The organism is Metapseudomonas boanensis (genome assembly GCF_018704125.1).
Classification (GTDB): Bacteria; Pseudomonadota; Gammaproteobacteria; order Pseudomonadales; family Pseudomonadaceae; genus Metapseudomonas; species Metapseudomonas boanensis.
In genome coordinates this window covers 90,791-102,826 of sequence record NZ_JAGTIS010000008.1, presented here as the reverse complement: position 1 = coordinate 102,826, position 12,036 = coordinate 90,791, and the positions used below count along the sequence as shown (strand labels likewise).

Annotated in this window: 11 protein-coding genes, 4 tRNA genes and 1 pseudogene; 11 read left to right on the top strand and 5 right to left on the bottom strand. The window is 61.5% G+C overall.

The window, feature by feature from the left end; all coding sequences use genetic code 11:
• Positions 1–248 precede the first annotated feature (248 nt).
• From J7302_RS15665 to J7302_RS15650, 4 genes are read left to right on the top strand one after another with little or no spacing between them, the layout of a single operon-like run.
• Positions 249–818 carry a GNAT family N-acetyltransferase gene (locus J7302_RS15665; protein WP_215376609.1) on the top strand — a complete coding sequence of 190 codons (570 nt, stop codon included), beginning with the start codon at positions 249–251 and terminating at the stop codon, positions 816–818.
• 4 nt (positions 819–822) lie between these two features.
• Positions 823–1,665: an AraC family transcriptional regulator gene (locus tag J7302_RS15660; protein WP_215376606.1), complete on the top strand. Its 843-nt coding sequence runs from the start codon at positions 823–825 to the stop codon at positions 1,663–1,665.
• Between the two features lie 36 nt (positions 1,666–1,701).
• Positions 1,702–2,415, top strand: a complete 714-nt coding sequence (locus tag J7302_RS15655; RefSeq protein ID WP_215376602.1) for an AzlC family ABC transporter permease — start codon at positions 1,702–1,704, stop codon at positions 2,413–2,415.
• Complete coding sequence (locus tag J7302_RS15650) at positions 2,415–2,744, top strand: AzlD domain-containing protein (RefSeq protein WP_215376599.1); 330 nt, start codon at positions 2,415–2,417, stop codon at positions 2,742–2,744. Before J7302_RS15655 ends, J7302_RS15650 begins: the two co-directional genes overlap by 1 nt.
• Positions 2,745–2,792: 48 nt before the next feature.
• On the opposite strand, the gene J7302_RS15645 is transcribed toward J7302_RS15650, so the two are convergent.
• Complete coding sequence (locus tag J7302_RS15645; RefSeq protein WP_215376596.1) at positions 2,793–4,898, bottom strand: TonB-dependent receptor; 2,106 nt, start codon at positions 4,896–4,898, stop codon at positions 2,793–2,795.
• A gap of 178 nt (positions 4,899–5,076) precedes the next feature.
• Between J7302_RS15645 and J7302_RS15640 the strand changes: the two genes are divergently transcribed.
• Complete coding sequence (locus J7302_RS15640) at positions 5,077–6,951, top strand: MFS transporter (protein WP_215376593.1); 1,875 nt, start codon at positions 5,077–5,079, stop codon at positions 6,949–6,951.
• Positions 6,952–7,121: 170 nt separating this feature from the next.
• Here J7302_RS15640 and sugE read toward each other — a convergent pair whose 3' ends face one another.
• The 3 genes and pseudogenes from sugE to rdgC all read right to left on the bottom strand — a co-directional run bounded on the left by sugE (position 7,122) and on the right by rdgC (position 8,905).
• Positions 7,122–7,436, bottom strand: a complete 315-nt coding sequence (gene sugE / locus J7302_RS15635; RefSeq protein ID WP_215376590.1) for a quaternary ammonium compound efflux SMR transporter SugE — start codon at positions 7,434–7,436, stop codon at positions 7,122–7,124.
• 194 nt (positions 7,437–7,630) lie between these two features.
• Positions 7,631–7,867 (bottom strand): annotated as a pseudogene (locus J7302_RS26555) (bile acid:sodium symporter family protein); the annotation flags it as partial.
• A 117-nt stretch (positions 7,868–7,984) separates the two neighbouring features.
• A complete protein-coding gene (gene rdgC, locus J7302_RS15625) occupies positions 7,985–8,905 on the bottom strand; it encodes a recombination-associated protein RdgC (protein ID WP_215376584.1) in 921 nt (306 codons plus the stop codon).
• 157 nt (positions 8,906–9,062) lie between these two features.
• On the opposite strand from rdgC, the gene J7302_RS15620 reads away from it, so the two are divergent.
• From J7302_RS15620 to J7302_RS15595, 6 genes are all read left to right on the top strand, one after another.
• Positions 9,063–9,138: transfer RNA gene (locus J7302_RS15620), tRNA-Val, on the top strand.
• Positions 9,139–9,153: 15 nt separating this feature from the next.
• Positions 9,154–9,230 (top strand) — tRNA-Asp (locus J7302_RS15615).
• A 56-nt stretch (positions 9,231–9,286) separates the two neighbouring features.
• A tRNA-Val gene (locus tag J7302_RS15610) sits at positions 9,287–9,362 on the top strand.
• A gap of 15 nt (positions 9,363–9,377) precedes the next feature.
• A tRNA-Asp gene (locus tag J7302_RS15605) sits at positions 9,378–9,454 on the top strand.
• A 216-nt stretch (positions 9,455–9,670) separates the two neighbouring features.
• Positions 9,671–10,375: an FKBP-type peptidyl-prolyl cis-trans isomerase gene (locus tag J7302_RS15600; protein ID WP_215376580.1), complete on the top strand. Its 705-nt coding sequence runs from the start codon at positions 9,671–9,673 to the stop codon at positions 10,373–10,375.
• A 373-nt stretch (positions 10,376–10,748) separates the two neighbouring features.
• Positions 10,749–11,186: a YkvA family protein gene (locus J7302_RS15595; protein WP_215376577.1), complete on the top strand. Its 438-nt coding sequence runs from the start codon at positions 10,749–10,751 to the stop codon at positions 11,184–11,186.
• On the opposite strand, the gene J7302_RS15590 is transcribed toward J7302_RS15595, so the two are convergent.
• Positions 11,180–11,941, bottom strand: a complete 762-nt coding sequence (locus J7302_RS15590; RefSeq protein ID WP_349814452.1) for a substrate-binding periplasmic protein — start codon at positions 11,939–11,941, stop codon at positions 11,180–11,182. The genes J7302_RS15595 and J7302_RS15590 overlap by 7 nt on opposite strands.
• Positions 11,942–12,036 lie beyond the last annotated feature (95 nt).

The following is a 12,036-nucleotide window of genomic DNA, read 5'->3' as shown; positions in this document are numbered from 1 at the left end:
GCAGACTCCGGGAAATCCATCGGCGGGTGCCCGCCAGAAATCAGTTAGTTGCAGTTTCGCACCAAAGTCGGCAATTCGTCAGGCGGCTGCTACCAAGGTCGCAGGCGGGCTTGAGCCGCTTGATCCGGGCTGTTAGCGTGCCAGCAGCGGCTGCGGCGTTTTGTTCGTCCATGGCGGCCGCTTGCCCGGCACTTCCGCGAATCGCGATGTTCTTATCGGGCAGGGTTTTTCGCCTGAGGAGGGCGCAGATGTTCAAGCCACAACCGGTCATCCTGCAGCGCGGCGCCTTGCGCCTCGAGCCGATGGTCGACGCCGATATTCCCCCCCTGGTGGCTTTGGCTGATGCCAACCGGGATGCCCTGATCTTCATGAACGGCCCGCTGCGGCCGGACTGGTATCGCCAAGGGTTGGCCGCCCAGCGCGAGGAGCAGGCCGTGGTGTTCTCCATCCGCCTGGGGGACAACCTGGTAGGCACTACTCGTTTCGCCGATTTCATGCCGGTCCTTCCGGCGGCCGAGATCGGCTGGACCTGGCTGGCCGGTAGCGAGCATGGCAGCGGTCTGAATGCGTCGATCAAGTACCTGATGCTGCGCCATGCTTTCGAAGAGTGGCAACTGGTGCGGGTGCAGCTGAAAACTGCCGCCAGCAACCTGCGCTCGCAGCGTGCAATAGAGAAGCTCGGGGCGCAGCGCGAAGGCGTGTTGCGCAATCACCGGCGCCTCGCCGATGGTCGTCTGGACGACAGTGTGCTGTTCAGCATCACCGACCGCGATTGGCCGGAGGTGAAGCAGAACCTGGAAGCGCGGTTCAGCGCCTGAGGCCATGGAAGACCCCCGTGAGAGTGCGCATTTCTGGCAAGCCGGGCACTTGGGTGGCCTGGAGCTTCTGTCCGCGCGCTATATCGACCATCGCTTCGCACCGCATGTGCATGACGGCTATGCGATAGCTGTGGTTGAGGCTGGGGCCGAGCGTTTTCGCCACCGAGGCGTCGATCATCTGGCTCCGGCTGGTAGCCTCGCGGTGATCAATCCGGATGAGGTTCATACCGGTTCCAAAGGACACGATGACGGTTGGCGCTACCGGGTGTTCTATCCAGAGACCAGCCAGATCCGCGGACTGATGGATGAACTGGAGCTGCCTCAAGGCGGGATGCCGACGTTCAGCAGCAGCGTGTATCGGGATGCCGATCTGGTGCAGACCTTCTTGGCGCTGCATCGCCTCGTGGAGGGTGAGGCCAGTGCCTTGCAGCAGCAGACTGCTTGGCGCGAGGCCCTGCTGGCGTTGTTCCGGCGCCATGCCCAATTGCCGAAACCTGGTGAGCCCGGCCGCGAATCGCGGGCCATACTGCTGGCCAAAGACCTGCTCCGCGAGCGCCTGGCTGAGCCACCGTCGCTGGAAGAGTTGGCGGCGGCCGTCAATCTCTCCCCGTTCCATTTCGCCCGGACCTTCCGCCGGGCCACAGGCATGCCGCCGCATGCCTGGCTCAAGCAGCAGCGCCTGGACCAGGCCCGTGCGCTTCTGAAGGCCGGCTGCACGCCGGCTAATACAGCGGCGCAGCTCGGCTTTTCCGACCAGAGCCACCTGACCCGCCAGTTCAAGCAGGCCTACGGTGTGGGGCCAGGCGAATACCGCAACGCCTGCGCAAGATCGTTCAAGACACTCTGACTGCTGGTCACTAGGCTTGCGGGACAAGGAGGCCCCATGTCCCGCTTCACAGAGTTCGTCCGCGGTGCCCGCGACATCGTACCGATGATCGTCGGCGCCATTCCCTTCGGCATCATCTTCGGCACCCTTTCCGCCGGCGCTGGCCTGTCCGCTTGGCAGACCCTGGGCATGTCGCTGCTGGTGTTCGCCGGTTCATCGCAGTTCATTGCTATCACGCTGCTGGCCAGTGGGGCAGGGGCGGTGGTGGTATTGCTCACCACCTTCGTGGTCAACCTGCGCCATGCCCTCTACAGCGCAGTGCTGCAGCCCTTCGTCCGGCACCTGCCGACACGCTGGCGCATGCCGCTGGCATTCTGGCTGACGGATGAGGCTTTTGCGGTGGTCCAGCACCGTTATGCCGAGACCGATGCCTCGCCGCACAAACACTGGTATTTCCTCGGCGGTGCCCTGGCGATGTACCTCAACTGGCAGCTGTGTACGCTGGTTGGCGTGATCTTCGGCCAGGCGGTACCGAACCTGGCGGCCTGGGGCCTGGATTTCGCCATGCTGGCCACCTTCATCGGCATCGTCGTGCCCATGCTGCGCAATCGTCCGCACCTGGCGGCAGCCCTGGTGGCCGGAGTCGTCGCGCTCCTGTGCCATGGGTTGCCTTACAAGCTTGGCCTGATGGTGGCCGCGCTGAGCGGCATCGCCGTAGGAGTCGTGCTGGAGCGGCGCTATCGCTTCGATTTGCTGGGAGACGGAGTCTGATGGAAATCTGGAGTCTGATTCTGGGAATGGCGGCCATTACTTTCGCCATTCGCTACAGCCTGTTCGCTTGGCCCAACCTGCGATTCCCTCCGGTGGTACGCCAGGGGCTGCACTATGTACCGACAGCCGTGCTGACCGCCATCGTGGTGCCGGGGATGCTGATGCCTGACGGCGAACACATCGATCTGGCACTGGACAATGCCTATCTACTTGCCGGCCTAGGGGCGATCCTGATTGCGGCCCTGACTCGCCACCTGCTGGCGACTATCCTCGGCGGCCTGATGCTGTTCTTCCTGTTGCGCTGGATGCTGGGGCAATTGCCGCTTTGAAGCTAGAGCGGCCTCTCGCGAGGCCGTCCTGCGTCGAGCGCCCAGACGTCAGAAACTGACCTGGTAGCCCAGGGTGAAGGTGCGTCCGCGACCGGCGAAGAACTGGTCGTCACGGGTGCTCGCAGCCTGGGCGTAGTAGGTCATGTAATCGTCGTTGAACAGATTTTCCACGCCCAGGGTGGCCTCGCCGACCGGAAGGCGGTAACCGATGGAGGCGTCCACCAGGCTGTAGCCGTCGAAGTCGAGGCCGGGAGTGTCGAAACTGCGGCTGGCGTAATGATTGGCCTGCACGCGGGTGTTCAGATGGTCACTCCAGTTGGCCTGCCAGCTCATGCCGTAGCGGTCCGGTGCAATGTTAGCGCCGTCCAGGTCGGTATCGACCTTGCCGTCGTCGTCGGTGTCGGACTCGCCGTTGAGATGGCTGTAGGTCGCCTGCAGCCGGTGCGCGTCGTTGACTTGCCAGCCAGCGGTGGCCTCGACACCGTCGATCTCGGTGCGCTCGCGGCGTACCTGATAGACGCCGCCGACGTTCTGCAGACGCGAGCCGAGATCGGAGTCGGACTCGAAGTAGCTGATCTCGAAGTCCAAATCCTGCCAGTTCAAGCGCAAGCCGATCTCACGGTTGTCGGTGACGATCGGCTGGAGATCGAGGAAATCGCCGACGCTCTGACCCGGCTGGCTGATGCCGCGCAGTACGCGGCCGACGTCGGGCATGCCGAAGCCTTCGGAGTAGTTGGCAAAGACCTGTGCCCAGTCGTTTGCCTGGAACACCAGACCAGCGTTGTACAGCGTTTCCTCGAAGTCCGGATTGCCGCCTTCGACAGTGACGCCGCCGGCCGAAGCGATGGTCTGGAAACTATCCACCTCCAGTTCGGCGAATTCGTGACGCACTCCGCCGTGCAGTGTCAGGCGATCGGTGGCGCGTACCTCGGCCTGAAGAAAGGGCGCCAGGTTCTTGAACACCGTCTCGGGCACCCACTCGCGGTCGGTAGCGATGAGCATCTGGCTGGTGGTGTCCTGCAGGAAGTCGAGGCCGCCGGTGAGCTTGAGGTAGCCGTCGAGCAGGTCGTCACGGCTCAGGCTGAGCTTGCCGCCGTACTTGTCCGACTCGTTCTGCGACTGATCGAACAGCGTGCCCACCGGGGCGATGGCCGGGTCCTGGAAGGCGGCGAGGATGCCACCACCGTAACGGGCGCGGAAGCGTTGGCTGTAGAGCTGCGCGGTGAGCAGGTTACCCGCCAGGTCGGTGTGGCTGTAGGTCAAGCTGGTGGACAGCACCTCGTTCTGCGGGGCCTTGCCGAGCGGGTGGCCCTTGCGCGAGGTGGCAGGGATGCCAGCGTCGCGGTCGCCCGGCACGTTGACGTAGTCGTGATCGCCCTCGAGCTCGAAGCGGTTGACCATCAGCTCCAGGTTCTGATCGGCGTCGAACCAGTAGCCGAGCTTGAGCAGCAGGTCGCTGCTGCGCGAGTCCATGACGTCGCCCTGGGTGTCGTCGACGCCGATCAGCTCGCCGTCAGCGTCGTAGAATACGCCGCGGGTCTGGCCGCTGATGGCCGCCAGGTAGTCCCAGTTGCCCTGGTTGCCTTCGACGCGGTAGTCCAGCTTATAGCCCATGCCGTCGTGATCGAAGTCGTCTGCGGCCTCTATGCGGGTCCCTACGTGCTGCTTCAGGGTGCCACCCTGGGGGCGGCGGGTGACGTAGTTGATGATGCCGCCGGTAGCGCCCAAGCCGTGCTCGGCACTGGCGCCGTAGATCACTTCGATGCGCTCGACCATGGACAGGTCGATGGTGTAGCCATCGCGCCCGCCGGCACGCAGCGGGGTTGATTGCGGCACACCGTCGATCATTACCAAGGCTGTGCGGCCGCGGAAGGTCTCTCCGGCATTGCTTAGCTTCTGGCGACTGGGCGAATAAGAGGGGATCAGGTTGCTCAGCACCTGGCCGTGGTCGCTGGTGATGGCCAGTTGTTCTTCGATCTGCTCGCGGGAGATCACGACGATCTTCTGTGGCGTCTTGCCTAGTTGGCTGTGGCCGCGGGTGGCGCTGACGGTCATGGTTTCCAGCTCAAGGGGCTCGTCGACCGTGGCGCCGAGGGTCGGCAGGCTGAGGCAGGCCAGGGAGATGGAGAGACAGAGACGGGTCCTGCTGAACATGTGTGCGCTCGCTACTGCTGGTTGAACGGGCTGTCGTTGGCGGCGCGAATTTAAATCAATTGCAAATGGTTTGCATTATGTTTTTTTGATGGCGGACCTGCCCGCAAATGTGGCCTGGCGCGAGGACGTGCTGTCCAATGCGAGATGGCGAGCCCGCCGAAACCCAGGAACACGGACGATGACCCGACACTCGCAATTCGCCTTGCTGCGCAGCCGACGCTTCCTGCCTTTCTTCGTCACCCAGTTGTTCGGCGCCTTCAACGACAACATCTTCAAGCAGTCGCTGATTCTCGCCATTCTCTACAAGCTGAGCATCGCGGGCGACAAGGGTGTCTTTACCAACCTTTGCGCCTTGCTGTTCATCCTGCCGTTCTTCCTGTTCTCAGCTCTGGGTGGACAATTTGGTGAGAAGTTCGCCAAGGATGCCCTGATCCGGGCGATCAAGCTGGCGGAAGTCCTGATCATGGCGGTGGGGGCAGCGGGCTTTGTTTTCGACAGCCTGCCGCTGTTGTTCCTTGCCCTGTTCGCCATGGGTACCCACTCAGCGCTGTTCGGCCCGGTGAAGTACTCGATCCTGCCGCAGGTGCTGCGTGAGGATGAATTGGTAGGTGGTAATGCCCTGGTGGAGATGGGCACCTTCCTGGCAATCCTGGCGGGGACCATCGGTGCGGGGATCATCATGTCCGCTGATCGATACGAACCTGTGGTGGCCGGAGCCATTGTCTTCACTGCCTGCTGCGGTTACCTGGCCAGCCGTGGAATTCCACGCGCGGCGGCAGCGTTGCCTGAGCTTGCGCTTGACTGGAACATCTTTCGCCAGTCGTGGCGGATCATGCGTCTGGGGCTCGGTCAGCGGCCCTCCGTATCGCGCTCGCTGGTGGGCAACTCCTGGTTCTGGTTCCTGGGGGCGGTTTACCTGACGCAGATTCCTGCCTATTCGAAAGAACTGCTGCACGGCGATGAGAGCGTGGTGACGCTGATTCTCACCGTGTTCTCCGTTGGAATCGCCTTGGGCTCGATGCTGTGCGAGCGCTTGTCCGGCGGCAAGGTGGAGATCGGTCTGGTGCCCTTTGGTTCAATTGGCCTGACGCTGTTCGGCATCCTGTTGTGGTGGCATTCCGGCGGCTTCCCGCAAGGCGCTGCGCCGCACGATTGGTTGACAGTGGTAAGTGAGCCCCAGGCATGGCTGATCCTCGGCGATATCCTCGGAATCGGCCTGTTCGGCGGCTTCTACATTGTGCCTCTCTATGCGTTGATCCAGGCACGGACGGCGGAGAACGAGCGGGCGCGGGTGATCGCCGCGAACAACATCCTCAACGCCCTGTTCATGGTGGTGTCGGCGATCGTCTCGATCCTGTTCCTCAGTGTGGCCGGGCTGTCGATCCCGGAGCTGTTCCTGGTCGTGTCGCTGATGAACGTGGCGGTGAACAGCTACATCTTCAAGATCGTCCCCGAGTTCAGCATGCGCTTCCTGGTCTGGCTGCTGGGGCATTCGATGTACCGGGTCGAGCACAAGGGCCTGGACGCCATCCCCGAGGAGGGCCCAGCGGTGCTGGTGTGCAACCACGTGTCCTTCGTCGACGCGTTGTTGATCGGTGGCGCAGTAAGACGCCCGGTGCGCTTCGTGATGTATTACAAGATCTACGATCTGCCGGTGCTTAACTTCATCTTCCGTACCGCAGGTACCGTGCCTATAGCAGCCCGTCACGAGGACTTGCTGGTGTATGACGCGGCCTTCAAACGTATCGCCGAGTACCTGCGTAATGGTGAGGTGGTGTGCATCTTCCCCGAGGGCAAGTTGACCGCCGACGGCGAACTCAACGAGTTCAAGGGCGGTATCGAGCGCATCCTCGAGGAAAACCCGGTTCCGGTCATTCCCATGGCATTGCAGGGCTTGTGGGGCAGCTTCTTCAGTCGCGATCCGGCCAAGGGCTTCTTCAAGCGCTTCTGGTCGCGCATCAAACTGGTGGCGGGTACTCCGCTGATGCCTGAGCGCGCTGATCGGCTGACCCTGCAATTGCAGGTGGCCGAACTGCGCGGTGACTTGCGCTGAGGCAGTACGGCGAGCGATTTCATTGACGCTGCCCCAGTCAGGTGTTGCAACTGGCTGCATTTTCCGTAGGAGCGAGCAAGCTCGCTCCTGCATCATGCTCAGCCCGAAAAGCGTGACTGCGGGCAGAAGCAGTTCATTTGCCAACCGGGCGGCATGCAGGCCCGGCATCGTCAATGGCTGAGCTTTAGTCCGACCAGCCCGCCGACGATCAGCCCGACGCTGAGCAGCCGCAGCAGAGCCATCGATTCACCGAACAGGACGACGCCGGCGATCACGGTGCCGACGGCGCCAACGCCCGTCCAGATCGCATAGGCGGTGCCCAGCGGCAAGTCCTTCATAGCCAGGCCGAGCAGGCCCAGGCTGATAAGCATCGCTCCCACGGTGAGCGCGGTAGGCAGGGGGCGGCTGAAACCGTCGGTGTACTTCAGGCCAACGGCCCAGCCCACTTCGAACAGGCCAGCGAAAAACAGAATGATCCAGGACATGGTGACCTCCTAAGAGACAGAGCGGTTTGGGGCCGTCCCCGGTGATCACTGCGAGAGTGGTAAGGTCGTCCTTACGATGCGCAATATTTTGCACATCTCGCCGAGCAGGGCAAGCCCGGCGGGATGAAGGGCAAGGCGTTCAGCACTTGCTGTCGCTCACTGGCTCGCTCATGCGCCGAAAGACTGCCGCCAGCAGGGAGCCGGAGAGATTGTGCCAGACGCTGAACAGCGCGCTGGGTACGGCGGCCAGGGGCGAGCACCCTGATCAGCACCTGAATCGGGCGACGTGCAACTTCACGGAAGTCTTCGGCTTTCAACGTCAGGCCCATGCCGAACATGATCAGGCCGGGCAACGGCACTATCCATTTCGTCAGGGGCAGGAAGAGGGCGGGCTGGTAGAAGGCCAGCACGGCGAACAACAGGATCCACAGAGCAAAGGTATTGCCGGCGAATCGGCTGAGGGCAGCAAGCGCGCATGGTCGTTCCTTGTACGTATCGCGGTTGCGCCGGTATTCCCGAACTGAGCGGGAAGCCGGCGCTCGCGAGAGTCAGACTCCCTGTGGAATCTCTTCGCCGCCGAGTGCTTCGAACAGCTGCGGGATGAACTCCACCAGGGTCAGCATCATCAGGGTGAAGCTGGCGTCCAGTTGGCTGAGGGAGTCGTCGCCACCGTCCTGCTCGGCCTTCTCTTGCAGCAGGTCCTCGAAGCGCAGGCGCTTGATCACCAGCTTGTCGTCGAGGATGAAAGACAGCTTGTCCTGCCAGGCCAACGAGAGCTGGGTGACCAGCTTGCCGGAGGTCAGGTGCAGCTGGATTTCGTCGCTGGTCAGGTCCTGGCGCTTGCAGCGCACGACGCCGCCGTCTTCGTCAGTGTCACGCAGCTCGCATTCGTCGAGCACGTAGAAATCGGTCGCTGCTTGCTGGGTCTTGACCCATTCGGTCAGGGTGGCCGTCGGCGCTATCTTCACCGACGCAGGGCGTACCGGCAGCGAGCCAATAGCTTCGCGCAGGGTGCTGAGCAGATCCTCGGCACGCTTCGGGCTGGAGGCATCGACCAGAATCAGGCCCTGGGCAGGGGCGATGGCGGCAAAAGTGGCGGATTTGCGAATGAATGCGCGTGGCAGGAAGGTCTGCACGATTTCGTCCTTAAGCTGATCGCGTTCCTTCTTGTAGACCTTGCGCATCTGCTCGGCTTCGATCTCATCGACTTTTTCCTTTAGCGCATCGCGGACGACGCTGCCTGGCAGGATGCGTTCTTCCTTGCGTGCGGCGATCAGGAAGAAGCCTTCGCTGACGTGCACCAGAGGTGCGTCCGCGCCTTTGCCGAACGGGGCAACGAAACCATAGGTGGTCAGCTCCTGGCTGGCGCACGGACGTGCCGGCTTGGTGGCCAGCGCAGTTTCCAGCACCTCGGCATCGATATTCAGATCCTGGGTGAGGCGATACACAAGCAGGTTGCGAAACCACATGGGGGAAAATCTCCAGACACAAAGCGCGCATTATTCTCGCCGGGAGCCCTCAGGCCAACCCTGAGCTAAGCCTTTGGAAGCACTCAAAATTTTTTTTTAAAATGGGCTTGCCAGGCGCGGGATACCGCTCTAGAATGCGCCCCACTTCGAGAGTGAAGGGTGATTAGCTCAGCCGGGAGAGCATCTGCCTTACAAGCAGAGGGTCGGCGGTTCGATCCCGTCATCACCCACCAATCTTGCGGTAATGCGCAGCGGTAGTTCAGTCGGTTAGAATACCGGCCTGTCACGCCGGGGGTCGCGGGTTCGAGTCCCGTCCGCTGCGCCATATTCAGAAGCCCTCAGGTGGCGACGCCTGAGGGCTTTATAGTTTTCGAGAGTGAAGGGTGATTAGCTCAGCCGGGAGAGCATCTGCCTTACAAGCAGAGGGTCGGCGGTTCGATCCCGTCATCACCCACCAATCTCGCAGTAACACGCAGCGGTAGTTCAGTCGGTTAGAATACCGGCCTGTCACGCCGGGGGTCGCGGGTTCGAGTCCCGTCCGCTGCGCCATATACGAAAGCCCTCAGGTAGCGATACCTGGGGGCTTTTTCTTTGCGCCCGCCAAAGTCTCGTCGCCTTTGCCGATTCTGCTTGCCGCGTTTTGCTGCAAGTCACTGAACTAATTGGCAACTCTCTGTTCTCATTGCCCATAGCCACTACTTGCGGCGGCCTGCTAAGCTCGCCGTTCCATCGAATTGCCATCACGGCGACAGACAAGGATTCAGCATGAAACAACATCGGTTGGCAGCCGCGGTGGCCCTGGTGGGCCTGGTTCTAGCGGGTTGCGATTCGCAGACCAGCGTGGAACTGAAGACTCCGGCGCAAAAGGCGTCTTACGGCATCGGCCTGAATATGGGCAAGAGCCTGGCTCAGGAAGGCATGGATGACCTCGATCCCAACGCTGTTGCCCAAGGTATCGAAGACGCTATCAGCAAGAAAGAACAACGCCTGAAGGACGAAGAGCTGGTAGAGGCTTTCGCCTTCCTGCAGAAGCGCTCCGAGGAGCGTCTGGCTGCGATGAACGTTGAAAACGCCAAGGCCGGCAAGAAGTTCCTCGAGGACAATGGCAAGCGTGAGGGCGTGGTGACCACCGCCTCCGGTCTGCAGTACGAAGTTGTAAAGAAAGCTGAAGGCGCACAGCCTAAAGCCACCGACGTAGTGACCGTTCACTATGAAGGCAAGCTGACCGATGGCACCGTCTTCGACAGTTCCATCCAGCGTGGCAGCCCGATCGACCTGCCGGTCAACGGCGTGATCCCGGGCTGGGTCGAAGGCCTGCAGCTGATGCACGTTGGCGAGAAGTACAAGCTGTACATCCCCAGCGAGCTGGCTTACGGTGAGCAGAGCCCGAGCCCGGCCATCCCGGCCAACTCCGTACTGGTGTTCGACCTGGAACTGATCAGCATCAAGGATCCGGCTGCCCAGCAGTAATTGCCGGCAGTCGTTTCCATGAAAACGCCCCGTTTCGACGGGGCGTTTTCATTTCGGGAGCAGTCTGATCGGAACCGGTAAATGACCTCTCGGTCAGAATGAAGAGCTGCCTCGATAAAGTGTTACGGTTATGCACATGCCAGGGTAACTGTACAAGTAGGCAATGCGACCGGCGGTCGCAGTCTGGCATGCTTTTGTAAGTTATTGATTTTATTAGATTTGTAAAGATGGGCAAAAATTGCCCGATTTGTCGCTAAGCCGCATCAGGTGGGCGTTTGCCTGGGTCATCCATAATCTGCTCACAAGGTTATCCACAGTTTCCGTGGATAACCGGCAAAACGCCTCTAGGCCGGGGATCAGCTCAGGAGTCCCGATGAAAGCACCTTGGAATTTTTCGCGTTACCTCACCTTGGCTCAACGATTCCTTGCTGGCGGCCGGCTACCGTCTCTGCTGCTGGCCGTCTCTCGCAAGGGCTCGCGGGAGGGTGGCAGGTTGGGGGCCGTGAAGGAAGACCTGCGCCTGTTACTGTCCTTGTGTAACGCCTGGCTGCGTGGTGAGTACCGCCGCATCAATCCTCGTGCGTTCCTCGCTGTGGTGGCTGCGTTACTGTACTTCGTTACGCCCCTGGATGCGTTGCCGGACTGGCTGGTAGGGTTGGGATTCGTTGATGATCTGGCAGTGGTCGCCTGGGTGCTCAAGACCTGGTCGCACGAACTGGACGCGTTTCGCACCTGGCGTCAGGCGCAGTCGCCGGAAGTGCAGGCTGCGCTGGAGCGATTGCCGGCCCCGGACGGGAAATCCCGTCAGTGATCCTGCAGCCGTGCCCGAAACTGCTCGCCGTCAAGCAGGCGTTCGATTTCGCCGCTGTCTCTAAGGCTTTGCAGGGTGGCGTCCAGTTGCTCCGCAGTGACCGGTAGTCGAGGGCCATAGGCGCAATGCATGCTGTATCGATCGATCACCCAGGGACTCGACACAAGGGGTAAGCCCGGACGGACGGCGAGTTCAAAGGTCAGTGATCGGCGCATTTCGATGATTGCGTCCAGGCGTTTCCGGCTAAGCAGGTTCAGGCGTGTGTCAAGGTCGCGGATGTCCTGGCGGATGACCTGCTTGTTCGCGAAGGCTTCCATCAGCGGCATGCTGTACGTGAAGCCGAGTGTGGTGCCGACGGTCTTGCCTTTGAGGTCGGTGAGGCTGGTGACGGGGGCGGAGTCGCGGTGCTGCAGCAGTGCGTGCGTTTCTTCGAACAGGGGCGGTGACCAGTGGAAGGCCGGCGCATCGGCCAGCCATTCCGGATTGGTGTTGCAGATTACATGGATGCGCCCATTCTTCAGCGATTCTTCGATGCGCTTGTTCGGGGTTTCAACGAAGCTCACCGTTACTCCGAGCGTTTCAGCAACTTGTTCGCCGAGACGCCGAATGAATCCGCCGAGCAGGGCATGGTCGCTCACCTGAACGTAAGGCATGCCCTCTGCAGGGCCGAAGCCCCAGTGCAACTCTTCAGCGACCGCTAGGTGGGACCACAGGCTGAGCAGCAGCAAGATGTTCACACGAAAATGCAGATTCACGCGCTTCTCCCCCTGGCTGGAGGCAGTATAGTTCACCCCTTCCAGGCTTTTGGCCTGTTAAGATGGCGCCTGCAAGGGGGGTGCTGAAGCAGTCG

Bases quoted from the DNA above. Each gene is read 5' to 3' on its own strand.
- J7302_RS15665 (WP_215376609.1), top strand. From the start codon at position 249: ATGTTCAAGCCACAACCGGTCATCCTGCAGCGCGGCGCCTTGCGCCTC.
- J7302_RS15660 (WP_215376606.1), top strand. From the start codon at position 823: ATGGAAGACCCCCGTGAGAGTGCGCATTTCTGGCAAGCCGGGCACTTG.
- J7302_RS15655 (WP_215376602.1), top strand. From the start codon at position 1,702: ATGTCCCGCTTCACAGAGTTCGTCCGCGGTGCCCGCGACATCGTACCG.
- J7302_RS15650 (WP_215376599.1), top strand. From the start codon at position 2,415: ATGGAAATCTGGAGTCTGATTCTGGGAATGGCGGCCATTACTTTCGCC.
- J7302_RS15645 (WP_215376596.1), bottom strand. From the start codon at position 4,898: ATGTTCAGCAGGACCCGTCTCTGTCTCTCCATCTCCCTGGCCTGCCTC.
- J7302_RS15640 (WP_215376593.1), top strand. From the start codon at position 5,077: ATGACCCGACACTCGCAATTCGCCTTGCTGCGCAGCCGACGCTTCCTG.
- sugE (WP_215376590.1), bottom strand. From the start codon at position 7,436: ATGTCCTGGATCATTCTGTTTTTCGCTGGCCTGTTCGAAGTGGGCTGG.
- rdgC (WP_215376584.1), bottom strand. From the start codon at position 8,905: ATGTGGTTTCGCAACCTGCTTGTGTATCGCCTCACCCAGGATCTGAAT.
- J7302_RS15600 (WP_215376580.1), top strand. From the start codon at position 9,671: ATGAAACAACATCGGTTGGCAGCCGCGGTGGCCCTGGTGGGCCTGGTT.
- J7302_RS15595 (WP_215376577.1), top strand. From the start codon at position 10,749: ATGAAAGCACCTTGGAATTTTTCGCGTTACCTCACCTTGGCTCAACGA.